The 25,870-nt window shown below is 70.7% G+C and carries 23 protein-coding genes; 4 read left to right on the top strand and 19 right to left on the bottom strand.

The genetic code is table 11. From position 1 onward, the window contains the following. Positions 1-48: 48 nt before the first annotated feature. Entirely contained in the window at positions 49-2,310 is a 2,262-nt protein-coding gene (locus ACIQI8_RS07820) for an MMPL family transporter (RefSeq protein ID WP_402345969.1), read from the bottom strand. A 418-nt stretch (positions 2,311-2,728) separates the two neighbouring features. On the opposite strand from ACIQI8_RS07820, the gene ACIQI8_RS07815 reads away from it, so the two are divergent. The 4 genes from ACIQI8_RS07815 to ACIQI8_RS07800 all read left to right on the top strand — a co-directional run bounded on the left by ACIQI8_RS07815 (position 2,729) and on the right by ACIQI8_RS07800 (position 7,804). Beyond that, a complete protein-coding gene (locus ACIQI8_RS07815) occupies positions 2,729-3,283 on the top strand; it encodes a DUF1697 domain-containing protein (protein WP_402345968.1) in 555 nt (184 codons plus the stop codon). Positions 3,284-3,353: 70 nt separating this feature from the next. After that, positions 3,354-4,376: a ketopantoate reductase family protein gene (locus ACIQI8_RS07810; RefSeq protein ID WP_402345966.1), complete on the top strand. Its 1,023-nt coding sequence runs from the start codon at positions 3,354-3,356 to the stop codon at positions 4,374-4,376. Between the two features lie 67 nt (positions 4,377-4,443). Next, positions 4,444-5,073, top strand: a complete 630-nt coding sequence (locus tag ACIQI8_RS07805; RefSeq protein WP_402345964.1) for a DsbA family protein — start codon at positions 4,444-4,446, stop codon at positions 5,071-5,073. 124 nt (positions 5,074-5,197) lie between these two features. Continuing rightward, a complete protein-coding gene (locus tag ACIQI8_RS07800; RefSeq protein WP_402345962.1) occupies positions 5,198-7,804 on the top strand; it encodes a fibronectin type III domain-containing protein in 2,607 nt (868 codons plus the stop codon). A gap of 114 nt (positions 7,805-7,918) precedes the next feature. Here the strand turns inward: ACIQI8_RS07800 and ACIQI8_RS07795 are convergent, their stop codons facing one another. The 18 genes from ACIQI8_RS07795 to ACIQI8_RS07710 form a co-directional block, all read right to left on the bottom strand. Next, positions 7,919-8,656 (bottom strand): sirohydrochlorin chelatase, encoded by a 738-nt coding sequence (locus ACIQI8_RS07795; RefSeq protein WP_402345960.1) that lies wholly within the window; start codon positions 8,654-8,656, stop codon positions 7,919-7,921. An 8-nt stretch (positions 8,657-8,664) separates the two neighbouring features. Next, positions 8,665-9,555 (bottom strand): ABC transporter permease, encoded by an 891-nt coding sequence (locus ACIQI8_RS07790; protein ID WP_402345959.1) that lies wholly within the window; start codon positions 9,553-9,555, stop codon positions 8,665-8,667. After that, a complete protein-coding gene (locus ACIQI8_RS07785) occupies positions 9,542-10,327 on the bottom strand; it encodes an ABC transporter ATP-binding protein (RefSeq protein ID WP_402345957.1) in 786 nt (261 codons plus the stop codon). Before ACIQI8_RS07785 ends, ACIQI8_RS07790 begins: the two co-directional genes overlap by 14 nt. Positions 10,328-10,358: 31 nt before the next feature. Beyond that, a complete protein-coding gene (locus tag ACIQI8_RS07780; protein ID WP_402345956.1) occupies positions 10,359-11,471 on the bottom strand; it encodes an aliphatic sulfonate ABC transporter substrate-binding protein in 1,113 nt (370 codons plus the stop codon). 235 nt (positions 11,472-11,706) lie between these two features. After that, positions 11,707-13,044 carry a sulfate adenylyltransferase subunit 1 gene (locus tag ACIQI8_RS07775; protein ID WP_402345954.1) on the bottom strand — a complete coding sequence of 446 codons (1,338 nt, stop codon included), beginning with the start codon at positions 13,042-13,044 and terminating at the stop codon, positions 11,707-11,709. A gap of 2 nt (positions 13,045-13,046) precedes the next feature. Continuing rightward, complete coding sequence (cysD, locus tag ACIQI8_RS07770) at positions 13,047-13,982, bottom strand: sulfate adenylyltransferase subunit CysD (protein WP_402345952.1); 936 nt, start codon at positions 13,980-13,982, stop codon at positions 13,047-13,049. Continuing rightward, on the bottom strand, positions 13,979-14,548 hold the full coding sequence (gene cysC / locus ACIQI8_RS07765) for an adenylyl-sulfate kinase (RefSeq protein ID WP_402345950.1): 570 nt from the start codon (positions 14,546-14,548) through the stop codon (positions 13,979-13,981). The genes cysD and cysC overlap by 4 nt, the downstream gene beginning before the upstream one ends. Positions 14,549-14,550: 2 nt before the next feature. Then, positions 14,551-15,261, bottom strand: a complete 711-nt coding sequence (locus tag ACIQI8_RS07760) for a phosphoadenylyl-sulfate reductase (RefSeq protein WP_402345948.1) — start codon at positions 15,259-15,261, stop codon at positions 14,551-14,553. Beyond that, positions 15,258-15,437 (bottom strand): hypothetical protein, encoded by a 180-nt coding sequence (locus ACIQI8_RS07755; protein WP_123996898.1) that lies wholly within the window; start codon positions 15,435-15,437, stop codon positions 15,258-15,260. The genes ACIQI8_RS07760 and ACIQI8_RS07755 overlap by 4 nt, the downstream gene beginning before the upstream one ends. Further along, on the bottom strand, positions 15,434-17,131 hold the full coding sequence (locus ACIQI8_RS07750) for a nitrite/sulfite reductase (protein ID WP_402345945.1): 1,698 nt from the start codon (positions 17,129-17,131) through the stop codon (positions 15,434-15,436). The genes ACIQI8_RS07755 and ACIQI8_RS07750 overlap by 4 nt, the downstream gene beginning before the upstream one ends. A 123-nt stretch (positions 17,132-17,254) precedes the next feature. After that, positions 17,255-17,338: a putative leader peptide gene (locus tag ACIQI8_RS07745; RefSeq protein WP_309474722.1), complete on the bottom strand. Its 84-nt coding sequence runs from the start codon at positions 17,336-17,338 to the stop codon at positions 17,255-17,257. A 127-nt stretch (positions 17,339-17,465) separates the two neighbouring features. Continuing rightward, entirely contained in the window at positions 17,466-18,038 is a 573-nt protein-coding gene (locus tag ACIQI8_RS07740) for a GNAT family N-acetyltransferase (RefSeq protein ID WP_402345943.1), read from the bottom strand. 37 nt (positions 18,039-18,075) lie between these two features. Beyond that, entirely contained in the window at positions 18,076-19,353 is a 1,278-nt protein-coding gene (locus tag ACIQI8_RS07735) for a hypothetical protein (protein ID WP_402345941.1), read from the bottom strand. A gap of 185 nt (positions 19,354-19,538) precedes the next feature. Continuing rightward, positions 19,539-20,828, bottom strand: a complete 1,290-nt coding sequence (locus ACIQI8_RS07730; protein WP_402345939.1) for a GAF domain-containing protein — start codon at positions 20,826-20,828, stop codon at positions 19,539-19,541. 296 nt (positions 20,829-21,124) lie between these two features. Then, on the bottom strand, positions 21,125-22,759 hold the full coding sequence (locus ACIQI8_RS07725; RefSeq protein ID WP_402345937.1) for an acyl-CoA dehydrogenase family protein: 1,635 nt from the start codon (positions 22,757-22,759) through the stop codon (positions 21,125-21,127). A gap of 65 nt (positions 22,760-22,824) precedes the next feature. After that, a complete protein-coding gene (sbnA, locus tag ACIQI8_RS07720; protein ID WP_402345935.1) occupies positions 22,825-23,814 on the bottom strand; it encodes a 2,3-diaminopropionate biosynthesis protein SbnA in 990 nt (329 codons plus the stop codon). Positions 23,815-23,849: 35 nt separating this feature from the next. After that, entirely contained in the window at positions 23,850-24,878 is a 1,029-nt protein-coding gene (sbnB, locus tag ACIQI8_RS07715; protein WP_402345933.1) for a 2,3-diaminopropionate biosynthesis protein SbnB, read from the bottom strand. After that, on the bottom strand, positions 24,875-25,867 hold the full coding sequence (locus ACIQI8_RS07710) for a TauD/TfdA family dioxygenase (protein WP_402345932.1): 993 nt from the start codon (positions 25,865-25,867) through the stop codon (positions 24,875-24,877). The genes sbnB and ACIQI8_RS07710 overlap by 4 nt, the downstream gene beginning before the upstream one ends. Positions 25,868-25,870: the final 3 nt, after the last annotated feature.

Raw genomic sequence — 25,870 nt, 5'->3', positions numbered from 1 at the left:
GGATGCCAACGGGCCCTCCGTGTGCGGGGGTTCGGACCCCGCGGAGGGTCAGACCCTGACCCGCTCGCCCTCGTCGTCCCGCGCCACCGGCGGCGCCGCGAGTTCGGCGGACTCGTCGTGCGTGAGGTCGGGCAGCCGGTTCATCCACTTCGGGAAGTACCAGTTGCGCTCGCCCAGCAGGGCCATCACCGCGGGGAGCAGCACGCCCCGGATGATCGTCGCGTCGATGAGCACCGCGGCCGCCAGGCCGACACCCATCTGCTTCATGGACTGCATGGACAGCGTCCCGAAGATCGCGAACACGGCGACCATGATGACCGCGGCGCTGGTCACGACACCGGCCGTGGTGACCACACCGTGCTGGATCGCGTCCCGCGTGGTGCGCCCGCGCAGCCGCGCCTCGCGGATCCGCGAGACCACGAACACGTGGTAGTCCATCGACAGGCCGAACAGGATCACGAAGAGGAACAGCGGCAGCCAGGTGATGATCGCGCCGACCCCCTCCGCGCCCACCAGGGACGCGCCCCAGCCGTGCTGGAAGACGGCCACGAGGATGCCGTAGGCGGCGCCCACCGACAGCAGGTTGAGCACGATCGAGGTGATCGCGATCGTCAGCGACCGGAACGACAGCAGCATCAGCGCGAAGGCGAAGACCACCACGAACACGAAGACCGGGACGACGGCGCCGCCGAGCTGGTCGTTGAAGTCCTGCGAGCCGGCGACCTGTCCGGTGATCGGCGCCTGGACGCCGTCCACCTTGCCCAGGGTCGCGGGCCGTACCTCGTCGCGCAGCTTCGTCAGGCTCGCGCCCGCCTTGTCCAGATCGGAGCCGCCGACCAGCGGGACGTAGACGTAGGCGATGTTCTGCGCGTTGTGCAGCTTGATCTCGACCGGGCCGCGCGAGGCGCCCGAACTGATCGCCCGCGCACGGAAGTCGGCGAGCGCGGACTTCACCGCGGGTGCGTTGATGTCCTTCGCCTTGACGACCACCTCGGCCGGCTCGGAGCCGCCCGGGAAGGCGTCGTTGACGCGGTTGTACGTCTGCACGATCGGCAGCGAGTCCCCGAACTCCTGGTCCAGCGTGAGGTTCTGGGTCTTCATGCCGAGCGCCGGCGCCGCGATCGCCAGCAGCGCGCCGGCCGCGACCAGCACCGCCACCAGCGGCTTGGCGAGCACCCCGCGCAGGACGGCGGTCCAGAACCGGCTCTCCCCGCCCGTGCGGGCGGCCCGGCGCTCCATGGCCTTGCGCAGGAAGGGGATACGGCCCTTCTCGACCCGCTCACCCAGCAGCGAGAGCACCGCGGGCAGCACCGTCACGGAGCCGACCATGGCGACCGCCACGACCATCAGCGAGGCCAGGCCCATCGCCTCGAACTCGGCGAGCCCGGTGAAGAGCATGCCCGCCATCGCCACGCACACCGTGACACCGGAGACGATGATCGCGCGGCCGCTGGTGGCGGCGGCGATCCGCAGGGCCGTGCCGGCGTCGTGGCCGGCGGCGCGCTCCTCGCGCTCACGGCGCAGATAGAACAGGCAGTAGTCGACGCCGACGGCCAGACCGACCAGCAGCATCACGGAGTTGGCGGTGTCGCTCATCGGCATCACATGGCTGACGACGCCCATCAGACCCATCGTCGCCACGATCGCGGTGATCGCCAGAGCTACCGGCAGCAGAGCGGCCACCAGCGCGCCGAAGGCGATGAGCAGAATGCCGAGGGCCACCGGCACCGCGGAGAGTTCGGCCTTCTTGAAGTCGTCCCCGAAGGCGTCGTCGAAGGTCTTCTGCATGCTCGCGCCGCCGATCTCCTCGATCCGCAGCGTCTCGTGCTCCTTCTGCACCCCCTCGACGGCCTTCAGCACCGGCTCCACCCGCTCGCCCGCGGTCTCGGAGTCGCCGCGCATGTCGAACTGCACCAGCGCGCTGCGCCCGTCCTTGGAGATGGTGTCCGTGTCGTACGGCGACGTCACGTCCGTGGCCTTGCCGGTCCCCTCGACCGCCTTGACGACCGCGTCGACAGCGGCCCGGAAGCGGGCGTCCGTCGCCTTGACCCCGCCGCCCTTCGCCTGGACGAGAACCGTCTCACTGGCCGGCTCGTCGATCCCCGCGTCCTCGATGATCTTCGCTGCGGTGTGTGTCTCCCCCTTGAGCTGGTCGCTGTCCTTGACGTCGACCCGCCCCGCGGCCGAACCGAGCCCCATCGCCAGGACGACGAACAGCACCCATATGCCGATCGCCGCCCAACGGTGCCGAGCGCTCCAGCCACCGGCTCGGGCCGCTACGCCCCGCACCCGCGATTCTCCGTTCCCCATGACGGGCTTGCCCCCTCGTCACGGTGACGACCCCTGCCGCCACCTGTCCTTTCGAAGGTATGGGCCGGGTAAACGCATCTCATCGTGCTCGCCGGTGAGGTGTTCCGGCCGGGGTCCTCCCCACGACCCACCGGTAAACCCCCGGGTGTCACCGTCTGGGAGGACAAGGGGCCCCTACATCTATCCGGGGTGGGGGCCCGGCATCAAGGGCGCGGACCGCCGGGGTGTCCGGTCCGTCGGGCAGGATCCGGTTTGTGATTACGAAACCTCATTGAACAAGTCACAGCTGGGTGGAGGTGTTGCCCCCGGCCCGCCCATCGACGAGAGTTTCGCGCAGCCCGCTCGCGTACTCCGCCCGCGCGGCCTCGGCCGTCGTGCCCACCCCCACGGGGCACGACGGCCGTCTTATGGTGTGCGCATGACGACGACGTACGCGGCGCTGCTGCGCGGGATCAACGTGGGTGGCAGGAAGAAGCTCCCGATGGCCGAGCTGCGTCAGCTCATGGACGGCCTCGGCCACGACGGCGTACGCACCCATCTGCAGAGCGGCCAGGCGGTCTTCACCACCGCCCACGGCGACGAGGAGTCGTTGGCGGCGGAGCTCACGGAGGCGATCGAGAAGCAGTTCGGCTTCCCGGTGGACGTGATCGTGCGCGACCACACCTACCTGGCGGCGATCGCGGAGGCCTGTCCCTTCCCGGCCGCGGACCTCGAACCCAAGCAACTCCACGTCACGTACTTCTCCGCCCCCGTCGACGCCGACCGCTTCGCGGAGATCGGCCGGGACACCTACCTCCCGGAGGAGTTCCGCCTCGGCGACCGCGCCCTGTACCTCTACGCCCCCGACGGTCTCGGCCGCTCCAAGCTCGCCGAACATCTCGCCAAGCCCCGCATCAACAAAGGCCTGATCGCCACGACCCGCAACTGGAACACCGTGGCCAAGCTGGTGGAGCTCACCTCACCGGCGGCCTGACCGGGTCGGACCGATCGGTCTTTCACGAACCTTTGATGAGCGCTACACATTGCTGTGCGAGGCTCGTGCCATGCGCTACATCATCATCGGAGCAGGTGCCGTCGGCGGTGCGATCGGCGGACGCCTGGCGGGGGCCGGACACGAGGTCGCCCTGGTCGCGCGGGGCGCCCACCTCGCGGCCCTGCGGGACGGCGGCCTGCGACTGCGGGTTCCGGACGGCGAGTTCACGTACCGCCTGCCGGCCGTCGAGGGGCCCGACGGACTCGGTGAACTGCGCGCCGACGACGTCCTGATCCTCGCCGTCAAGGCCCAGGACACGGTCGCCGCCCTCGCGGCCTGGGGACCGGCACCGGTCGCCGGCGGCGGCACGGCGGCCGAGCGCCTGCCCCTGTTCTGCGCCCAGAACGGCGTCGAGGGCCAGCGCCTGGCCCTCCGGGTCTTCCGGCACGTGTACGGCGTCTGCGTCTGGCTGCCGGCCACCTTCCTGGAACCCGGCTCCGTCTCCGCGGGCGGCGCCCCTCTCACCGGCATTCTCCACCTCGGCCGCCACCCGCACGGCACCGACGAGACCATCCGCCTGGTCGCCGCCGACCTGGAGAAGTCCCACTTCGAGGCCCCGGTCGTCCCGGACGTCTCCCGCTGGCAGTACGCCAAACTCCTGGGCAACCTCGGCAACGCGCTGGAGGCGGTCGCCGGCCCGGTCACCGGCGAGGAGGCGCAGGCACTCTACGAGCGGGTCCGCGCCGAGGGCGAGTCCGTGCTGGACGCCGCCGGAATCCCGTACGCGAGCCTCGAGGAACAGCGAGCCCTGCGCGGCCACAAGGTGGACCTGGTCCCCTTGGAAGGCGCCCCGCGCGGAGGCGGCTCGACCTGGCAGTCCCTCACCCGAGGCACGGGCACGATCGAGGCGGACTACCTCAACGGCGAGATCGTCCTCCTGGGCCGGTTGCACGGCGTCCCGACACCGCTCAGTGACCTGCTCCAGCGGCTCGCCAACACCTTCGCGCGCGAGCGCCGCGCGGCGGGATCGATGCCGATCGGGGAACTGGTCCGGCGGGCCGACGAGGCTGTCGCGTCTGTGCAAGGTCCCTGAGTGGACCAGTAAATATTCGATCGATTGGTTCAGTACGCCGATCCAATCGCCGCCTAGTGTCGACGGCATGACGACCAACGCATCCGCCGCCACAGTCACCCGTGTCGACTTCTGGTTCGACTCCGCCTGCCCCTTCGCCTGGATCACCTCCCGCTGGCTGCTGGAGGTCGAGCGCGCGCGTCCGCTCGACCTCCGCTTCCATGCCATGAGCCTGTATCTGCACAATGCCGGCAACGAACTCCCCGACTGGTACCGGGAGTTGGTCGACAAGTCCATCGGCCCCGTCCGGGTCGCCGTGGCCGCCGCCGAGCGGCACGGGGAGAAGGTCCTGCGCGATCTGTACACCGCGTTCGGCACCCGCATCCACGAGGACAAGGCCGAGGACTTCGACGCGGTGATCGCCGACTCCCTCGCCGAACTGGGTCTCCCCGCCGACCTGGCCGCCGCCGCGCGCGACGCGGCGTACGACGACGCCGTGCGCCGCAGCCACGAGGCCGGCGTCGAGCCCGACTCCGGCGGCTACGTGGGCACGCCCACCATCCATGTCGACGGAACGGTGTGGTTCGGCCCCGTCCTGCGCGCGATCCCGCGAGGACCCCGCGCGGCCGAACTCTTCGACAGCTTCCGCGTCCTGGCCGGCGACCCCGACTTCTTCGAGCTCAAGCGCACACGCACGGGATCACTTCGCTTCGACTGATCGGATGAATCAAGTTACGGAGGGAGACGGTCTCACCATTTTCTGCCTCCTTCATTGACCGTGCCCCACAAATGCTCCTACCTTTCCCGGCGTTGGGTTCAGGCTGATCCCACGGGAGGGGTATATGCCCACGCACCGAAGAGCCGCCCTCGTCACCCTTGTCACCGCTGTACTGGCCCTCGGGGTCCCGGGTCTCGCGGTCCCGGCCCAGGCCGCGGCCCCCGACCTCTACGTCTCACCGACCGGCGACGACCACGCCGACGGCAGCGCACGACATCCCGTCCGCACCCTGCAGCGCGCCCGCGACCTGGTCCGCACCCGGGCCGGCCGGCTGAGGTCCGACCTCACGGTCCACCTCGCCTCCGGCACCTACCGCCAGTCGGGTCCGCTCACCCTCGACGCCCGCGACTCCGGCACGAACGGCCACCGGGTGATCTGGCAGGGCACCGGAGACACCGAGGTCAGCGGCGGCCGCCAGGTCGTCGGCTGGCGCCAGGTCCCGGACCGCAAGGGGCTGTGGTCCGCCCCCGCACCCCAAGGACTCACCGATACACGGCAGTTGTACGTCGACGGAGTGCGCGCCCAGCGCGCCCGTGGCGCCGTACCCGTCCAACTGACGCAGACGGCGGCCGGCTACACCGCCTCCTCCGACACCATCGCCCACTGGAAGCACCCCGCGGACGCCGAGTTCGTCTACACCAGCGGCGAGGCCCTGTGGAACATCGAGCGCAACGGCCTCGGCCAGTGGACCGAACCGCGCTGCCGGATCGCCTCGGCCGAGGGCACCACGATCACGATGGTCCAGCCCTGCTGGGACAACTCCAACAAGCGGGTCGAGTTCCCCGACATCCCCGGGCGCACGGTCGGCATGGTCGGCCCGGGGCATCTGACGAACAGCGGAAAGGCGACGTACGTCGAGAACGCCTACGAACTCCTCGACCAGCCCGGCGAGTGGTACCTCGACCGGAGTGCCCACAAGGTCTACTACCTGCCCCGCGAGGGCGAGAACCTGGCCCGCGCCGACGTCGAGGCCGCCGCGGCCGAGCAACTCGTCGACGGGCGGGGCACGGCCGACGCGCCCGTGCACGACCTCGCCTTCCGCGGCATCCGGTTCAGCTACGCGACCTGGCTGACGCCCTCCCGGCCCGAGGGCTTCTCCGAGATCCAGGCCGGCTACACCGTCACCGGTGACCAGGGCTGGGCCACACAGGGCCTGTGCCAGTACGTCGAGGGCGGCACATGCCCGTTCGCGTCCTGGACCAAGATGCCCGGCAACGTGTCCTTCGCGTACGGGCAGCGCATCGAGTTCGCCGACGACGTCTTCGCCCACCTCGGCGCCGCTGGACTGGACTTGGGCACCGGGAGCGAGGACTCCTCGGTCCGGGCAAGCATCTTCACCGACATCTCCGGCAACGGCCTGGAGATCGGCGGAGTGGACGGCCGCACGCCGGCCTCGGGCGTGCAGGTGACGAACAACCACCTCTACGGCCTGCCCCGCGAGTACCACGGCGGTGTCGCCGTCCTCAACGGCTACACCCAGCACAACACCATCGCCCACAACCAGATCGACCACGTCGGCTACTCGGCGATCTCGATGGGCTGGGGCGGCTGGCCCGACAAGATAGGGGACCCGGCCACTCCCAACGCGAGCCACGACAACACCGTGCGGGACAACCTCGTCCACGACTACATGCAGATGCTCGACGACGGTGGAGGCATCTACACCCAAGGGCTGACGGGGACATCCATGACGGACGGCGAGAAGGTCACCGGAAACGTCATCCACGACCAGTGGGGCCTGGGCAAGAACGTCTACACCGACAACGGCTGCACCTACGAGACCGTCGAGGGCAACGTCCTCTACCACGCCTCCTACGCCAACGTCGCCTCCCGCCACACGGACTACCGCGACGCCCTCGGCAACAACGACCCGACCCTCGTCAAGGACAACTGGTGGGAGGAGGGCACGGCCGACGGTGACAACAAGGGGCTGGTGACGACGGGCAACAAGACCATGGCCGCCCTGTCCGACGTGCCGTCGCAGATCCTCGACAACGCCGGACTCGAACCCGCCTACCGGGGGTTGCTCGACCGCCGGATCGCAGCGGCGTCCGTCCCCGAGGCGCCGTCCCGGGTCGGGACCAGCACGGCGGGCACGGACGCGCTGTACGTCACCTTCAACCCGACCTTCGCCGACGGGGGTTCGCCGGTGCGTTCGTACACGGCACGGGTGTACGACGCCTCGGGCACACCGGTGGCCCGACAGGACGTGCAGGCAGCCGAGTTCAAGCGGATGGCGCTGGTACGCGTCGATGAACTGCCGTCGTCCGGCGGCCCGTTCACGGTGACGGTCGCGGCGAACAACGCGTACGGCAGCAGCGCCCCGTCCCTCGCCTCGCTGCCGCTGACTCCCACGGCGGCGGTCGCCCTGCCCGGCGCACCCACAAGTCCCAAGCTGCGCACGGCGTCCACGGCGGCCACCCTCGCCTGGACCCCGCCCACCGCGATCGGGGACGCGAAGATCACCGGCTACCGGGTGACCGTCTCCGACGGCCGTGACCCGATCGACGTCACCGGCCGGGACGTCCTGGTCACCCAGCCCTCCGCCAAGAGCATGTTCCGGGTGATCGGCGGCCTGAAGCCCGCGACCTCGTACACCGTGACGGTCGTCGCGGTGACAGCGGCGGGCACCGGGCCGACGGCCACGGTCAAGGCGACCACCAGGTCCTGAAGCCACCAGGTCCGGCAGCCGACACCCCGTCCCGCCGTGCCCCGAGCACGGCGGGACGGCACGACCCGGCTCGCGCACAGGACGGACAGGGCGGTAGGGACCGGCCCCGCTCGATCAGGCGCCGACGGCCGCCAGCCGCGGCACCCGAGCCGCGTCGTACCGCTCCAGCAGCACCCGGGCCACCTCCGGCGCCGGACCGAGCACATCGGCGAGTACGTCCGCCTCCGCCGCGCCCCGCGCGATGCGGTCCGGCAGGAAGCCGGGGGCGAGAACGTAGGGGGCGACGGCCACCCGCGCACAGCCCGACGCCCTGAGTTCCCGTACCGCGTCCTCGGTCCGGGGAAGGGACGCGGAGGCGAACGCCGGCCGCACGGCGCGCCAACCGGTGTCCCGCCACTCCCGCGCGATGTCCGCGATCACCGCGATCGCCTCCGGGTCGCTGGACCCCGCCGAGGCCAGCACGACCCCGGTCGAGGACCTGTCGGCGGGCGTCAACCCCGCCTCGTACAGACGCCGTTCGAGGGCGGCGAGGAGCAGGGGGGACGGGCCCAGCACCTCCGCCTGCCGAATCCGCAACCGCGCCGGCGCGGACCCCAGCACCGCCGGGATGTCGGACTTCGCGTGGAACGCCCGTGTCAGCAGCAGCGGCAGGGCCACGACGTCACGCACACCCTCCGCGTCCAGTGACTCCAACACCCCTTGAACAGACGGGATGTTGAAGTCCAGGAAGCCGGTCTCCACCCGCACCCCCGGCCGCGCCGCCCGTACCCGCCGTACCAGGGCGTGCACGGTCGCCGCATGCCGTGGGTCACGGCTGCCGTGGGCGATGACGAGGAGGACCGGGGAGCGCATGGCGTTGTTCAGCCCTTCACCAGCAGGCCTCGGCTGCGCAGTACCCACCGCTCCAGCGGACTGAAGATCAGCAGGTCGATCGCGATGCCGACGAACAGGATGAGCAGGATCGCCTCGAACACCATCGCCATGTCGCTCGCGGTGCGCGCGTTCTCCAGCAACTGGCCCAGACCCACGCCCAGATCGGGGAAACTGGCGATGATCTCGGCCGCCATCAGCGAGCGCCAGGAGAACGCCCAGCCCTGCTTGAGACCGGCCACATAGCCGGGCAGCGCGGCCGGCAGGGTGACATGCCAGATGCCCTTGAGCCCGGTCGCGCCCATGGTGCGGCCCGCGCGCAGGAACAGCGGCGGCACCTGATCGACGCCGGAGACAAGGCCGTTGGCGATCGAGGGGACCGCGCCCAGCAGGATCACCGCGTACATCATCGAGTTGTTCAGGCCCAGCCAGATCACGGCCGGCGGCACCCACGCCACCGACGGCAGGGACTGGAGCCCGGACAGGATCGGACCGATGGCCGCGCGGATGAACTTCACCCGCGCCACGAGCAGGCCCAGCGGGGTGCCGATGAGCAGCGCGAAGAAGAAGCCGAGCAGACCGCGCGAGACGCTGGTCCAGATGTAGCCGAGCAGATCGCCCGCGAGCCAGGCCTCCTTGAAGGCGCTGCCCACGGCGCCGGGGGAGGGCAGCTTGGAGGGGTCGTCCACGATCGGGTACAGGATGAACCAGACGGCGAGGACCACCCCGAGCGCGATGATCGGCGGCAGGATCTTGTTGACGAAGGTCTGCCGGAAGGTCGGGCGGCCGGTGGTCGCGGTCTCCAGTGCGTCCAGGCCCGCCTCGACGCTGCCGTTGCCGGCGCCGGCGTCCTGGACCGGTGTCGTCTCAGTGCTGGCCATGACGGCGGATCTCCCCACGCAGGACATCGGTGATCTCAAGGGACAGTTCGGCCACGGGCGCGTCCTCGATGCGGCGCGGCTGGGGGATGTCGACCGTCCACTCGCGCGCGATCCGGCCGGGCCGGGAGGAGAGCAGGATCACCCGCTGCGCGAGCCGCACCGCCTCACGCACGTTGTGGGTGACGAACAGGACGGAGATCCCGGTCTCCGCCCAGATCCGGGTGATCTCGTCGTGCATCACGTCCCGCGTGATGGCGTCGAGCGCGGCGAACGGCTCGTCCATCAGCAGCAGGTTGCTCTGCTGCGCCAACGAGCGGGCCAGCGCCACGCGTTGGCGCATACCGCCGGACAGTTCGTGCACGCGCTTGCCGTACGCGTCCGTCAGCCGGACCAGTTCGAGCAGTTCCTCGGCCCTGCCGCGCCGCTCCGGCTTGGGAACTCCCCTGAGCTTCAGGGCGAGTTCGATGTTCTTGCCCGCGGTCAGCCACGGGAAGAGGGCGTGCTCCTGGAACATCAGGGCCGGGCGGCCCTCCGTCGTGATGGAGCCGCCGGTGGGCCGGTCGAGGCCCGCCACCAGGTTCAGCAGCGTGGACTTGCCGCAGCCCGAGGCGCCCAGGAGGGTGACGAACTCGCCCGGAGCGACATCGATGCTGATGTCGTCCAGCACGAGCTGCTGCCCGCCCGGCGTCGCGAAGGACTTCGAGACATGCTCAAGGCGTGCGGCGTACTCGACGGACTCGTCGGCCTTGGCGAGTGTCGTGGTCGTGGCCATGGTCGTCACCTCCTGGGACTCGTCGGGTACGTCAGCTGGTGCCGAGACCGGCGGCGTCGACCGGGCTCTCACCCGCGGCCTTGAGGACCTTGTTCAGGAGCGTGAGGTCGTAGATGCCGTCCAGGTTCGGCTTCTCCAGCAGACCGGCCTTGACCGCGTGCTCCGCCTCGGAGTTGAGGGTGGAGGCCAGCGGGTCGTTGGTGATCTGGATCGACTTCCACGCCGGGTCCAGGACGTCGGCGGGCAGCGCCTTGCCGGAGTCGATCTCCAGCTGCTTGTTCGCCGAGGCCTTCGCCGCGTCCGGGTTGGCGTTGATCCACTTGTTGGTCTCGACGGAGGCCTTCAGCACGGCCTCGACGGCCTTGGGGTGCGCCTTGAGGAACTTCTGCGACACGATGATGTTCGTGATCACGAACTTCTTGTCCGGCCACAGGTCCGACTCGTCGAGGAGCACCTTGGCGCCCTCGGCGACCAGCTTGGACGCGGTCGGCTCCGGCACCCAGGCGCCGTCGATGGAACCGGCCTTGTAGGCGTCCGGCGTGATCTTGTTGTCGGTGCGGACGACGGTGACGTCACCCTTGCCGCTCTGCGCGTCGACCTTCCAGCCCTGGTCGGCGGCCCAGTTGAGGAACGCCACGTCCTGCGTGTTGCCCAGCTGGGGCGTCGCGATCTTCTTGCCCTTGACGTCCTTCAGGGACTTGATCTTCTTCGGGTTGACGACCAGCTTCACGCCGCCCGAGGCCGAACCGCCGATGATCTTCAGGCTCTTGCCGTTGGACTTGGTGTAGCCGTTGATCGACGGCGAGGGGCCGATCCAGCCGATGTCGATGGAGCCCGCGTTCAGCGCCTCGATCTCCGAGGGGCCCGCGTTGAAGATGGCGGGCGCGACCTTGGTGGCGCCCAGCTCCTTCTGGAAGAAGCCCTTCTGCACGCCCACGAGCGCGGTGGCGTGGGTCAGGTTGCCGAAGTAGCCGATCTTGACGGAGTCGAGGCCGTCGATCTTCTTGGACCCGGCGGCGACCTTGGTGCCCGAGGTGTCGTCCTTGGAGTCCGACCCGTAGCCGCAGGCGGCGAGCGCCAGCAGGGGAAGTGCGGCGACCACGGCGATGCCGCGGCGGAGGAATGGTGAGCGGTTGGCAGGCACGGGAGGCGTTCCTCTCGTTGGCCCGGCGGGTCACGGTCTCTCAGGTCGTGGCCGGGAAGTTCGGCGGGGGTCTTCGTCGTGTCCGGGACGTCGGGTGGGGGGATTGGGCGCGCAAGCGGTGCGCGTACGTCAGCGCACACATCGCGCGACTCCGCCCTGCCCGCTGCCGAGGGCGCCGCTGCCGACGCGGCCGCCCTCCTTGGCGAACGTGGAGTAGAAGTCGGGGGAGTTCATGTCAGAAGTCCCAACTGTCGTCGTCGTTCTCGTTCTTGACCGGTTCCGGGGACGCGAACGACTCGCCGACCATGCCGGCGGTGAGCGTGGTGCCGTCGTTCGGGTCGATCAGGATGAACGAGCCCGTGCGCCGGGAGTCGGCGTAGGAGTCCACCGGCAGGGGTTCCGCGGTGCGGATCTTCACCCGGCCGATGTCGTTGGCGACGAGCTGTCCCGGGTGCGGGTGCAGGGACAGGTCGTCGAGCGTGAGACGGGACGGGATGTCCTTGACGATCGCCTTGACCGTGCGGGTGCCGTGCTTGAGCAGCACCCGGTGGCCGACGGTGAGCGGCTGGTCGGCGACATGGCACACGGTCGCCTCGACGTCCTGCGTGGTCGCCGGGGCGTCCTTGCTGGGCACGATCAGGTCGCCGCGCGAGATGTCGATGTCGTCCTCCAGCAGGAGGGTCACCGACTGCGTGGTCCAGGCGGCGTCGACCGGCTCGCCGAGCAGGTCGATGGCGGCGATCCGGGAGGCACGGCCCGAGGGCAGTACGGTGACGGGCTCGCCGACGTGGAAGCTGCCGGCGGCGATCTGGCCCGCGTAGCCCCGGTAGTCCGGGTGCTCGGCGGTCTGCGGCCGGATCACGTACTGCACGGGCAGCCGGGCGTGGCAGTGGCTCAGGTCGTGGGCGACCGGCACTGTCTCCAGGTGCTCCAGGACCGTCGGGCCGCCGTACCAGTCCATGTTCGCGGACGGCTCCACCACGTTGTCACCGGCGAGCGCCGAGATCGGGATCGCGGTGACCTCCGGGACGCCCAACTCGTGGGCGTACGCCGTGAATTCCTCGGCGATCGCGGCGAAGACGGACTCCTTGTACTCGACCAGGTCCATCTTGTTGACGGCGAGCACCGCGTGCGGGACACGCAGCAGGGCCGCGATCGCCGCGTGCCGGCGGGTCTGCTCCACCACGCCGTTGCGCGCGTCCACCAGGATCACCGTCAGCTCGGCCGTGGAGGCACCGGTGACCATGTTGCGGGTGTACTGCACGTGGCCGGGGGTGTCGGCGAGGATGAACCGCCGCTTGGGGGTGGCGAAGTAGCGGTAGGCGACGTCGATGGTGATGCCCTGCTCGCGCTCGGCGCGCAGCCCGTCGGTCAGCAGCGCGAGGTCCGGGCCCTCGGCGCCGCGGCTCGCCGAGGCACGCTCCACGGCCTCCAGCTGATCGGTGAGGATCGACTTGGAGTCGTGCAACAGGCGCCCGACGAGCGTCGACTTGCCGTCGTCGACGGAACCGGCCGTCGCGAACCGCAGCAGGGTCGTCTCGGTGAGTCCCGTGATCTCCGTGGTGGTGCTCATGCTTAGAAGTACCCCTCGCGCTTGCGGTCTTCCATCGCGGCCTCGGACAGCTTGTCGTCGGCCCGGGTCGCGCCGCGCTCGGTCAGCCGGGAGGCGGTGATCTCGGCGATGACGGTGTCCAGCGTGGTCGCGTCGGAGTCGACGGCGCCCGTGCAGGACATGTCACCGACGGTCCGGTAGCGCACGAGCCGCTTCTCGACGGTCTCGCTCGCGCGCGGCCCGCCCCACTCGCCCGCGGTCAGCCACATACCGGCCCGCTGGAACACCTCGCGCTCGTGCGCGAAGTAGATCTGCGGCAGCTCGATGCCCTCACGGGCGATGTACTGCCAGACGTCCAGTTCGGTCCAGTTGGAGAGCGGGAAGACGCGGACGTGTTCGCCGGGCGCGTGGCGGCCGTTGTACAGGTTCCACAGCTCGGGCCGCTGCCGGCGCGGATCCCACTGCGAGAACTCGTCCCGCAGGCTGAACACCCGCTCCTTGGCCCGGGCCTTCTCCTCGTCCCGCCGCCCGCCACCGAAGACCGCGTCGAACTTCTCGGCCTGGATCTTCTCGGTCAACGGCAGCGTCTGGAGCGGATTACGGGTTCCGTCGGGACGCTCCTTGAGCACGCCCCGGTCGATGTAGTCCTGCACGGAGGCCACATGCAGCCGCAGCCCGTGCTTCTCGACCGTGCGGTCCCGGTATTCGAGGACCTCGGGGAAGTTGTGCCCGGTGTCGACGTGCAGCAGCGAGAAGGGAATCGGCGCGGGCGCGAACGCCTTCAGCGCCAGGTGCAGCATGACGATGGAGTCCTTGCCGCCGGAGAAGAGGATCACCGGGCGCTCGAACTCGCCGGCCACCTCGCGGAAGATGTGCACCGCCTCGGACTCCAGCGCGTCCAGGTGGGAGAGGGCGTACGGACTGGCCGTACCGTCCTCCGTCGTGGCGACGGTCGTCATGCCAGGCCCCTCTCGGTGAGCAGCGCGTGGAGTGCGGCCGCGGACTCCTGGACGGTCTGGTGCTGGGACTCGATGCGCAGGTCGGGCGACTCGGGCGCCTCATAGGGGTCGTCGACCCCGGTGAGCCCGCTGAGTTCACCCGCCGCCTGCTTGGCGTACAGACCCTTCACGTCGCGCTCGGAGCACACCTCGACCGGGGTCGCCACATGCACCTCCAGGTACGCGGCACCGCTCTCCTGGTGGCGCTTGCGCACCTCCTCGCGGCTGTCCGCATAGGGCGCGATGACCGGGACCAGCGCCTTCACGCCGTTACGGGCGAGCAGTTCGGCGAGGAAGCCGATCCGCTGCACGTTGGTGTGCCGGTCCGCGCGGGAGAAGCCGAGGCCCGCGGAGATGAACTCGCGGATCTCGTCCCCGTCGAGCACCTCGACGCGGTGGCCCTCCTCGCGCAGCCGGCCGGCCAGCTCGTAGGCGATGGTGGTCTTGCCGGCGCTCGGCAGACCCGTGAGCCAGACGGTGGCTCCGGTCGTCACGTGTGTCTCCTGTATCTCCTGAGTGGTCGTCATGGTCAGCCGTGCAGCCCGCACTCGGTCTTGTTGCGGCCCGCCCAGCGCCCGGCCCGGGCGTCCTCGCCCTCAAGGACGCGGCGCGTGCAGGGGGCGCAGCCGACGGACGCGTAGCCGTCCATCAGCAACGGGTTGGTCAGTACGCCGTGTTCGGCGACGTAGGCGTCCACGTCGTCCTGGGTCCAGCGGGCGATCGGCGAGACCTTGACCTTCTGCCGCTTCTCGTCCCAGCCGACGACCGGGGTGTTCGCCCGGGTCGGGGACTCGTCGCGGCGCAGTCCGGTCGCCCAGGCCGTGTACGCGGTCAGGCCCTGCTCCAGGGGCTGGACCTTGCGCAGCTTGCAGCACAGGTCCGGGTCGCGGTCGTGCAGCCTGGGGCCGTACTCCGCGTCCTGCTCGGCGACCGTCCGACGCGGGGTGAGCGTGATGACGTTGACGTCCATCACGGCCTCGACCGCGTCGCGGGTGCCGATGGTCTCGGGGAAGTGGTAGCCGGTGTCGAGGAACACGACGTCCACGCCGGGCCTGGCCCGGGAGGCGAGGTGGGCGACCACCGCGTCCTCCATGGAGGAGGTCACGCAGAACCGCTTGCCGAAGGTGTCGACGGCCCACTGGAGGATCTCCAGCGCGGAGGCGTCCTCCAGGTCGCGGCCCGCCTGCTCGGCAAGGGCCTTCAAGTCGTCGGTCGTGCGGTCTTCCTGAACGGTGGTCATATCTCGTCCCCTCCCGTTTCGGTGCGCTGAAGCCCTCGGGACAGCAGCCCGAGGAACTTCAACTGGAAGGCTCGATTGCACGCTCCGCATTCCCACGCGCCGTGGCCCTGCTCGCTGGGACGCAGGTCCTCGTCGCCGCAGTAGGGGCAGTAGAAGGGGGCCGCCCGCTCGCTCACGACAGGGCCTCCTCGGAGGCGCGGGTGGCCCAGGTCGCGAACCGCTCGCCGTCCTCGCGCTCGGCCTGGAACCGCTTCAGGACGCGCTCGACGTAGTCGGTCAGCTCCTCCGAAGTCACCTTCAGACCACGGACCTTGCGGCCGAACCCGGCCTCCAGACCGAGCGCGCCGCCGAGGTGCACCTGGAAGCCCTCGACCTGCTCGCCCTTGTCGTTGAGGACCAACTGGCCCTTGAGACCGATGTCCGCGACCTGGATGCGGGCGCAGGCGTTCGGGCAGCCGTTGATGTTGATGGTGATCGGCTCGTCGAACTCCGGGATGCGGCGCTCCAGTTCGTCGATCAGCGCGGCGCCGCGCGCCTTGGTCTCGACGATGGCGAGCTTGCAGTACTCGATGCCGGTGCAGGCCATGGTGCCGCGCCGGAAGGAGGAGGGCCTGGCGGTCAGGTCGAGCGCGGCGAGGCCCTCGACCAGCGAGTCGACCTGGCCCTCCTCGACGTCGAGCACGATCATCTTCTGCTCGACGGTGGTACGGACCCGGCCCGAGCCGTGCGCCTCGGCCAGCTCGGCGATCTTCGTGAGCGTGGCGCCGTCGATCCGGCCGACACGCGGCGCGAAACCGACGTAGAAACGTCCGTCCTGCTGGCGGTGGACGCCGACGTGGTCGCGCCAGCGGGCCACCGGCTGGGCGGGCGCGGGGCCGTCGACGAGCTTGCGCTTCAGGTACTCGTCCTCAAGGACCTGGCGGAACTTCTCCTGGCCCCAGTCGGCGACGAGGAACTTCAGGCGGGCGCGGGTGCGCAGGCGCCGGTAGCCGTAGTCGCGGAAGATGCCGATGACGCCGGCCCAGACGTCAGGGACCTCGTCCAGGGGGACCCAGGCGCCGAGCCGGACGCCGATCTTCGGGTTGGTGGACAGGCCGCCGCCGACCCACAGGTCGAAGCCGGGACCGTGCTCGGGGTGCTCGACGCCGACGAACGCGATGTCGTTGATCTCGTGGGCCACGTCCAGGAGCGGGGAGCCGGAGACCGCGGTCTTGAACTTGCGCGGCAGGTTGGAGAATTCCTTGGTGCCGATGTAGCGGCTGTGGATCTCGTCGATGGCCGGGGTGCCGTCGATGATCTCGTCCTCGGCGATGCCGGCGACGGGCGAGCCGAGGATCACGCGGGGCGTGTCACCGCAGGCCTCGGTGGTGGAGAGACCGACCGCCTCCAGGCGGTTCCAGATCTCGGGCACGTCCTCGATGCGGATCCAGTGGTACTGCACGTTCTGCCGGTCGGTGAGGTCGGCCGTGCCGCGCGCGAACTCCTGCGAGATCTCGCCGATCACCCGCAGCTGCTCCGTGGTCAGCCGGCCGCCGTCGATGCGGACGCGCAGCATGAAGTACTTGTCGTCCAGCTCCTCCGGCTCCAGGATCGCGGTCTTGCCGCCGTCGATCCCGGGCTTGCGCTGGGTGTAGAGACCCCACCAGCGCATCCGGCCACGCAGGTCGTTCGGGTCGATCGAGTCGAAGCCGCGCTTGGAATAGATCGTCTCAATGCGTGTCCGCACATTGAGACCGTCGTCGTCCTTCTTGAACTGCTCGTTGCCGTTGAGCGGGGTGAAGTGTCCCGCTGCCCACTGACCCTCACCGCGGTGACGGCTCACCTTGCGGCGGGGCGCTGCGGCGGCAGGGTTCTGCGGGGTGGCGGCCATGTTTCTGGGTCCTCCGGGACAGACGGGAGCGGCTCTTACCTGCGGGTACGGGCGCATGCGTGTACGTGCGCGTCGTTGCGCGGGGTGAGGCGTATGCAGGAGATGTCGGTGTCGCTGCGGCTCTCAGCTCACCGGACAGATGGCGCTGGACATGCGGCCGAGATCGACGTGCCGCCGACTCACCAAGGCAATTCCAGTTCCGGACATGACGGAAGCGTGTCATGGCGATCTGGACACAGTCCAGCTTCGTCCGACATGCGGACACCCTGGTCTCGAAGTGCGAGACGCGGGTGTCATCGGTCACATGCGCCGCACGCGGTCTTGTCCGCGCAGGTCAGGCGGGGTATGCCCCGGGCCAGGGACCCGGCGTGGCCACCTCCCGCTCCTCCTCGACCTTGGTGTCGAAGAGCGTGAAGCCCCGGCGGAGATAGTTGTCCATGGCGTGCTCCCCGTCCTTGCTGCATGTATGCAGCCAGACCCGCTTGGTCGGGGGGATTCCCGGCCAGCGGTCCGCGAGATCCCAGGCGCGGGCGGCGCCGTGCGCCAGCAGGTGACCGCCGATCCGCCGGCCCCGGAAGGCGGGGATCAGCCCGAAGTAGGCGATCTCCACGACCCCGTCGTCCTGCGGGTCCAGCTCCACGTACCCGGCGGGCGTCCCGCGCTCGTACGCGACCCACGTCTCCACGCCCGGCCGGTCCAGATACTGCTCCCAGCGCGCGTACGGCCAGCCGAGCCGGTCGATCCAGCGGATGTCGCCGCCGACGGAGGCGTACAGGAAGCGGCTGAACTCGGGGGAGGGCAGCTCGGAGCGGACGATCCGCACGTCCCCGTCCGGCGCGGCGGCCGGCAGCAGGTCGGTCGGGGCGGTCTGCTCCAGGGACCAGGTGGTCACGGGGAAGGTGCTCATGCCCGTCAGGGAATCATCCGGCCCGGAGACTTGTCGATTACCGGCCGGCGGATTTGTCGATCGAGGACAGCGGCAGCGCGTACAGCATCCGGCCGGACTGGGACCAGACCTCGCCGGTCTCCGCCCAGTAGGAGAGGGAACCCCCTCTGCCGCTCCAGCACTGGTGCGAGGCGTCCGAGCCGCACTCGGTGGTCTTCGCCTCGTCCGCGTCCTGCCGCCAGAGCGTGCCGTGGTCGCCCGCGGTGCCCGCCGCACGGTCCAGGTACCAGGTCGAGCCGTGCGAGAGGACGCCCGCGACGTCGGTCACCTTCGTCTCGTAGGCCGCGTCCGCGACCGCGTGCCCGGCCGAGTCCGTGGCCAGCAGCCCGGCCCGCGCCGGGTCCGAGCTGAACGCGTAGCGCCACAGCCGGGTGCGCAGATCGTCGTCCGCGGGCACCCGCTCGCTCGCGACCAGACTGTCCGGCACGGTGCTGCGGTCCAGGGAGATCGCCGTGGGACGGGGCGACCCGCTGCCCAGCGTGTACGAGCCGACCGCCGGCAGTACGTACCTGTAGCCGTACGCCGCCCAGCCGCCCCGCACCTTGCCGACCTTGCGGCTGTCGACGGTGGCCCGCTGCACGCGGCGCATGTCGTACGCGTAGAGGCCGGTGGCGGTGGTGACCAGCAGCTTGCCCTGGTACCAGACCATGCCGGAGACCGCGGAGGGCAGCCCTCGGTAGTCGCGTCCGCCGTCCACCGGGACCACGAGGACCGCCCAGGTGTACGTCAGATGCGCGGGATCGTCGGCGTTCACGAAGGCGACCCGGGCGATGCCGGAGCCCTTGCCCCGCGCGGTGTCGTGGCTCCAGCCGGACAGGATCACCCGGTCCCCGCCCCAGCGGCCGTCGTCGTCCGCGTCCCCTGAGGTGGTGACCGCACCGGCCTGCCAGCCGTCGGTGTCGGCGCTGTCCCAGCAGTACGCGCGCGTGGCCGCCGGTTCGACGGGCAGGGCGCCGCGCTCGGAGGTGGTGCAGTCGGCCGCCTCGCGCAGGGTGCGGTCGCTGTCGTCGAGGACCGCGCGGACGCCGACCGGCTTGCCCATGGCGGCGGAGAGGCGGTCGAGGGTGCCCTGCGGGACCAGGTGTTCCTGCAGCCCGAGGTCGGCTCCCTTGGCGTCGGTGGCCAGCGGCTTCAGGCCGCCGGGGCTGTCACTGACGGTGGCCTGTGAAGCGCTGATCATGGTGGCGGCCGCGGTGAGGGCGAGCGCGGTCCCGGCGAGGAAGCCGCGCACCGCCTGGCCGCGCCTTTGCCTGCGGTGTCTGCCGCGTTGCTTCATCGAACCTCCCGAGGCGAGCCAACTGCGGCTGTTGGTCCGAGCGTTGACCAAGGAGCAGGTGGGGTGGCCCGTAGGGGGATGCTACGGCAGGCGAGGGTCACGGGGGACGAAGACCCTGCAAATATGCGGAAGATGCCGTCGCTCGGGCACGCACGGTGACGGAACGGGCATATTCGCGGGTGTATTCAGTGGGTCCCCGTCGGAGTCCGTCCCGCCGTCAGCGCGGGGGCCGTCGAGTACGGCAGCAGGTCCAGCGGGTCGTCGGGGACGAGCACCTCGACCTCGGCCTGCTCGCGGAACCGGTACGGGCGATGCTCCAACAGGCCCCCGAGATACCGGCGTACCCGTGACATCTCGGCCCGCACGGTCACCGTGCGGCCCGCGTCGCCGAACACGTCCTCGGCCAGGCCCGCCGCACTGCGCCCGGCGCGGTGCAGCGCCAGCAGATAGAGCAACTCGGCGTGCCGGGGACTCAGTTCGCGGCTCCATGACCCCGCGCACTCCGTCACCGTCACCGTCCAGCGGCGCGGGCGGGTCAGATCCAGCACGATCCGGGTGGCGCGGCGCGGCGTCGGTTCGTCGGACGCCCTGATCAGCCAGCCGCCGGCCAGCGGCTCCACCGAGCACGGCCCCAGCGGCGGCAGCCATCGGCGGCCCGGCGCCAGGGACTTGGGCAGCGTGATCCGGGTGGGGGCCGGCAGTCCGGTCACCGCTGCGGTCCAGCCGTCCCGGTCCACCACCAGGGCCCGCCCCGACAGCCGGGCCAGCACCGGGGCCGCCACCGCGCGCAGCCGCTCCAGCGACGTGAGATGCAGTTCGCGCAGCCGGGCCTCGGCGAGCTTGGCCACCGAGTCGACCCAGGCGAGTGTGGCCGGGTGCATCGTCTCCAGCGGTCCGCTGACGTCCACGACCCCCAGCAGCCGCCCGTCGCGCGGGTCGGTGATGGGGGCGCCGGTACAGGTCCAGGTGGCCAGCGAGCGCACGAAGTGCTCGGAGGCGAAGACCTGTACGGGCCGGCGCACCACCGCCGGGGTGCCCACGCCGTTGGTGCCGACGACCTCCTCGCGCCAGTCGGCGCCGACCTCGAAGCCCAGTCCGTCGGCCCGGCGCAGCACCGGTGTGCTGCCCTCCCGCCACAGCACCCGGCCGTCCGGGCCCGCCACCACCATGATGTGGTGGGCGACGTCCGCGACCGACAACAGCCCCTCCCGCAGCACCGGCAGCACATGGCGCAGCTCCGACGACTCCCGCCGGCGCCGCACCTCGTCGGCGGAGAGCACCCCGGCCCGCAGGTCGCGTTCGGGATCGACACCGCTGCGCAGGGTGCGCCCCCAGGACTGCTCGATCACCGGTCGCGGCGCGACGGGCGCGCGCTGCCCGGCGAGTGTGGCGGAGCGGACCTCGCTGAGCACACGCGCCGCGCGCGTGGTGTCGACCGCGGCGAGCTGGGTGACGTCCGTCGGCGAGAGCGCCACGGGACCTCCAGGGAGAAGGGGTCGGAACCGCCGGGACACCGTCGCGATTCGGCCACGGAGCCGGCAGTCCGTTGACTGACCGTCTCATAGTGTCGTTCCCGTCCCAAGGACGTGCACGGTCCAGCCACAGAAAGCAGCAAGTTGCAACCCTCTGCAACCCTGGTGAACTGCCAAACCCTGGTTGAAACTTGAGCAACGCCGTCCCGAGCGGCGTGCCAGGCCTGTCTACGGGCCACTGGGCGGGGGTGGTGCCGTGTCGGCGCAGCACCACCCCCGCGTCCGGCCCTCCGTGCAGGTCAGGGCCGTGGCCGGGCCCGTTCCACCACCGACGCGAGGTCGAGCGTGGACGGCAGTGTCCCGAAGGTCGCGCCCCCGTCATGGCCCAACCGTGCGGCGCAGAAGGCGTCCGCGACCTCGGATGGCGCGAACCGGACCAGCAGTGACCCCTGCAGCACCAGTGCGAGCCGCTCCACCAGCCGTCGCGCCCGCCCCTCGATGCCCTGCAGATCGGCGAGTTCGGTCAGCACGCCCTTGATCGCGCCGTCCAGCCGGTGGTCCGCGCCGCGCGCCCGGCCGACCTCCTGGAGGTACGCGTCCAGCGCGGCCGGCTCCCGGCGCAGCGCCCGCAGCACGTCCAGCGCCTGGACGTTGCCCGCCCCCTCCCACACCGAGTTGAGCGGCGACTCGCGCACCAGCCGGGGCAGTCCGGACTCCTCGACATAGCCGTTGCCGCCCAGACACTCTGCCGCTTCGACCGCGACCGGCGAACACCGTTTGGTCACCCAGTACTTGGCGGCCGGCACCGCGATCCGCAGCAGCGCCCGTTCCTGCTCGCCCCCGTCGTCGTAGGCCGCCGCGAGCCGCAGGGCGAGGGTGGTGGCCGCCTCGGACTCCAGCGCGAGGTCGGCCAGCACATTGCGCATCAGCGGCTGGTCGACGAGCTTGGCGCCGAACACCTCGCGGTGGCCGCAGTGATGGACCGCCTGCGCGACGGCCTGCCGCATCAGCCCTGCCGACCCGATCACGCAGTCCAGCCGGGTCGCCGTCACCATGTCGATGATCGTGCGCACCCCCTGCCCCTCCGCACCGACCCTCCGCGCCCAGGTCCCGTCGAACTCGACCTCGCCCGAAGCGTTCGACCGGTTGCCCAGCTTGTCCTTGAGCCGCTGGAGCAGGAACACGTTGCGGGTGCCGTCCGCCAGCACGCGCGGCACCAGGAAGCAGGTCAGCCCGCCCGGAGCCTGGGCGAGCACCAGGAAACCGTCCGACATGGGCGCCGAGCAGAACCACTTGTGCCCGGTCAGCTCGTAGGTCCCGTCCTCGTCGAGCGGCCGTGCGGCAGTGGTGTTCGCCCGCACATCGCTCCCACCCTGCTTCTCCGTCATCCCCATCCCGAACAGCGCCCCGGCTTTCAGGTGGGCGGGGCGCAGCTCGCGGTCGTAGATGGTCGACGTCAGCCGCGGCTCCCACTCCGCGGCCAGTTCCGGGTCGGTGCGCAGGGCGGGCACCGCCGCGTGAGTCATCGACAGGGGGCAGCAGTTGCCGGCCTCGACCTGCGTCCACACCAGGAACGCGGCGGCCCGGCGGACGTGGCCGCCGGGCCGGTTCCAGGCGGCCGTCAGCCCCGCCGCGACGCCCTTGCCGAGCAGCCGGTGCCAGGCCGGATGGAACTCCACCTCGTCGATCCGATGCCCGTGCCGGTCGTGCGTACGCAGCCGCGGCGTGTTCTCGTCGGCCTGAACCCCCCACTCCTGCACCTGCGTCGACCCGGCCGCCCGCCCGAGGGCGGCCAGTTCGTCACCGGCCTCCTCGGACAGCTCCGGATCGAGATGCCGCTCGACCGCCTCCGTCAGGACGCGGTCGGCGGAGTAGACGTCGTACCCGGTCAGAGGCGGGGACTGGTTGGTCACGGTGTGGGTGGTACGTGCCATGCCCGCGAACCTACCCCGCACGGACCCGCACGGACGCACCGGCCGGGCCCGTGCTCGTCTCCCGGTCAGGCCGGGTGGGCCATCGCCACCGCCTCCTCCGTGTCGAGCGTCTCGGCCGTCTCCGGCGCCGGGATCTGCCAGTCCTCGTGGTAGACGGTGTCGAGGTAGCGTTCGCCGAGGTCGGGGGCGATGGCCACCGAGGTGAGGCCGGCGCGGCCGTTGCGGGCCAGCCACTGGCCGGCGCCGCTGACGACCGTGCCCGTCGAACCGCCGAACAGGAAGCCGCGGGCGGCGAGTCGACGGCAGGCGAGCACGGTGTCGGTCTCCTCGACGCGGACCACGTCGTTGACGTAGGTCTCGTCGAGCATGGGCGGCGGGACGCTGGTGCCGAGTCCGGGGATCATCCGCGGGCCCGCCGGGCCGCCGAAACTGACCGAGCCGACGCTGTCGACGGCGACGATGTGCACCCGGCGCCGCCACTGCCAGAACCAGCGGGCGCAGCCCATCAGGGTCCCGGTCGTGCCGGCCCCGACGAACAGGACGTCCAGGTCCGGGAAGCGGCGGGCGATAGCGGGCGCGGTGGTGCGGAAGTGTGCCCGCCAATTGCCCTGGTTGGTGTACTGGTTGAGCCACACGTACCGGTCGTCGGACGCGCACAGCGCCCGTACGTACGCGATCCGCGCGCCCAGGAACCCCCCGTGCACGTCCGGTTCCCTGATGACGTGCACCCGGGTGCCGAGCGCCTCCATCAGCCGGATCGTCGGCAGGTTGCAGCGCGAGTCGGTCACGCACAGGAACCGGTGGCCCCGGCTCGCGGCGATCACGCTCAGGGCGACCCCCAGGTTCCCGGACGACGACTCGACGAGCACCGAGCCGGGCCGCAACAGGCCCTGCCGCTCGGCGGCGTCGACCATCTCGGTCGCCGCCTTCAGCTTGACGGAGCCGGCGAAGTTGAATCCCTCGCACTTCAGGTAGAGCGGCAGCCCCAGCGCCGCCCGCAGGTCGACATAGAGCTCGTCCTCGTTGAACTGTGCAGGTTCAGAAATTACGGGCATGACGCCCCCCTCCTCATGCGCCACGTGCGTGGCCGTCAGCCGTACCGGCGCAGCTCGTGGAAGAACCCGTCGACGACGTGCAGCCCGCCCCTTCGGGCCACTTCGTCATGGACGTACCTGCCGACCGCGAGGTCGAGCACCCCCAGTCCGAACGGCGAGAACACCACCGTCCGGTCACCCGGGACGGTGGCCCGCCCGGTCAGTACGTCGTTCAGCGTCCCGTCCAGGAACTCCCGCCCGCCGGTGAGCTGTTCGGCCAGGTGCGGGGACGTCTCGGCCTTCAGACAGTGCTCGACATCGTCGACGAAGTTCGCCGAGTCGAGCAGGATCTTCGGGTCGAGGTCCCGCAGCGACACATGCAGCACCAGCGGATGGTGGGCGAACCAGGACGGGTCGTGGATGTACGGCGCGGACGCGACGGTCGCGAAGACCACCAGGTCCGAGGAGCGGATCAGGGACTCCGGGTCGTCGTGCACGGTGATCCGGCCCCCGGCTCCCGACCGTTCGAGGTAGCCGCTGAACCCCGCCGCGCTGTCGGCGTTCAGGTCGTGCACACCGGTCTCCTCGAACTCCCAGCCGGTGCCGGTGAGATGAGTGTGCACATAGCGCGCGATGAGCCCCGTGCCGATGAAACCGACCCGCGTCGGACGCGTCCGCGTCCGGCTCAGCCGGTCCGCGGCCAGCGCCGCCGAGGACGCCGTCCGCGTCGCGCTGATCACCGAACTCTCCAGACAGGCGAACGGATAGCCCGTCTCGGGGTCGTTCAGGATCAGCACCGCCGACGCCCGCGGCAGCCCCGACTTGGTGTTCTCCGGAAAACTGGAGATCCACTTCAGCCCGTCCACCGGCAACGGCCCGCCCAGCGAGGCGGGCAGCGCGATGATCCGGGACGAGGGACGGTCCGGGAAGCGCAGGAAGTACGACGGCGGGTTCACCGAGTCGCCCTCCCCGTGCAGCCGGTACACGGCCTCCACGAGTTCGCCGATCTCGGACTCCCGTCCGCTCAACGCCTGTTGGACCTGCTCGCCTGAGATGACGGCGAAGTCCGGTGCGGCCGTGCTCATCCGGCGCTCACCTCGCACTCGGCGCGCCCCACCGGGTTCCCGAACGCGACCAGCACCTCGCGCGGCCCGTCGAACGGCTCCCGCCCGTGCGCGGTACGGAGGTTGTCCACCAGCAGCAGATCCCCCGAGCGCCACGGCTCGCGCACGGTGTGCGCCGCGTAGACCTCGTTGATCTCCCGCACCACGTCCTCGCCGATCGGATCGCCGTCGCCGAAGCGGGTGTTGAACGGCAGCCCGTCGGACCCGTACTCGTCCACCAGGTATTCGCGCACTTCGGGTTCCATGGTCCACTCGCTGAGGAAGGCGATCTGGTTGAACCAGCTGCGCCGCCCGCTCACCGGATGGCGCAGCACCGCACCGCGCCGCTGCCGGGTGCGCAGCGAGCCGTCGCCCTGCCAGGCGAACTCGATGCCCTGGGCCCGGCAGTAGCGCTCGATCGCGCCGCGGTCGTCGGTGCCGAAGGCCTCCTGGACCGAGGCCCCGATCTCGTCGTTGTACGAGCGGGTCAGCAGCCAGCCCTCCCGCTCGAACCGCTCGACCAGCGCGGCGGGCAGGTCCCGCAGCACCGCCGACGCGTCGGCGACCGCGGTCGCGCCGCCGGACTCGGGCGCCTCCAGACAGGCGAACAGCAGCAGGCCGGGGAACTCCAGGCCGTAGCTGACCTCGTGGTGCATGCACATCTGCTGGTTCGGCGGCCACTTGGTCGACGAGTACACGCCGTCCGCGTAGCCGCGCCGGGGCGCGAAGGGCTCCCGGTCGGACATCAGCCGGTCGGCCAGCCGGCGCGCGACGGCCTCGGTCGCGTCGGGGTCGGCGAGCCCCAGCCCGCGCACCAGCACACAGCCGTGCTCAAGGAGGACGGCGTGCAGCGCGTCCCGGTGGGCGGCGACCCAATTGGCGGGGTGGAGATCGGACTTGGCGTGCAGCAGCGGTGGAGCGCCGGGCGCGAGTTCCAGGCCCGGAAGCGTGGCTTGAGACGTGTACGACATTGC

The organism is Streptomyces sp. NPDC092369, assembly GCF_044755245.1.
Lineage (GTDB): Bacteria > Actinomycetota > Actinomycetes > Streptomycetales > Streptomycetaceae > Streptomyces.
Note: the sequence above shows the minus strand (reverse complement) of the source record. Positions and strands in the feature narration are given on the sequence as shown.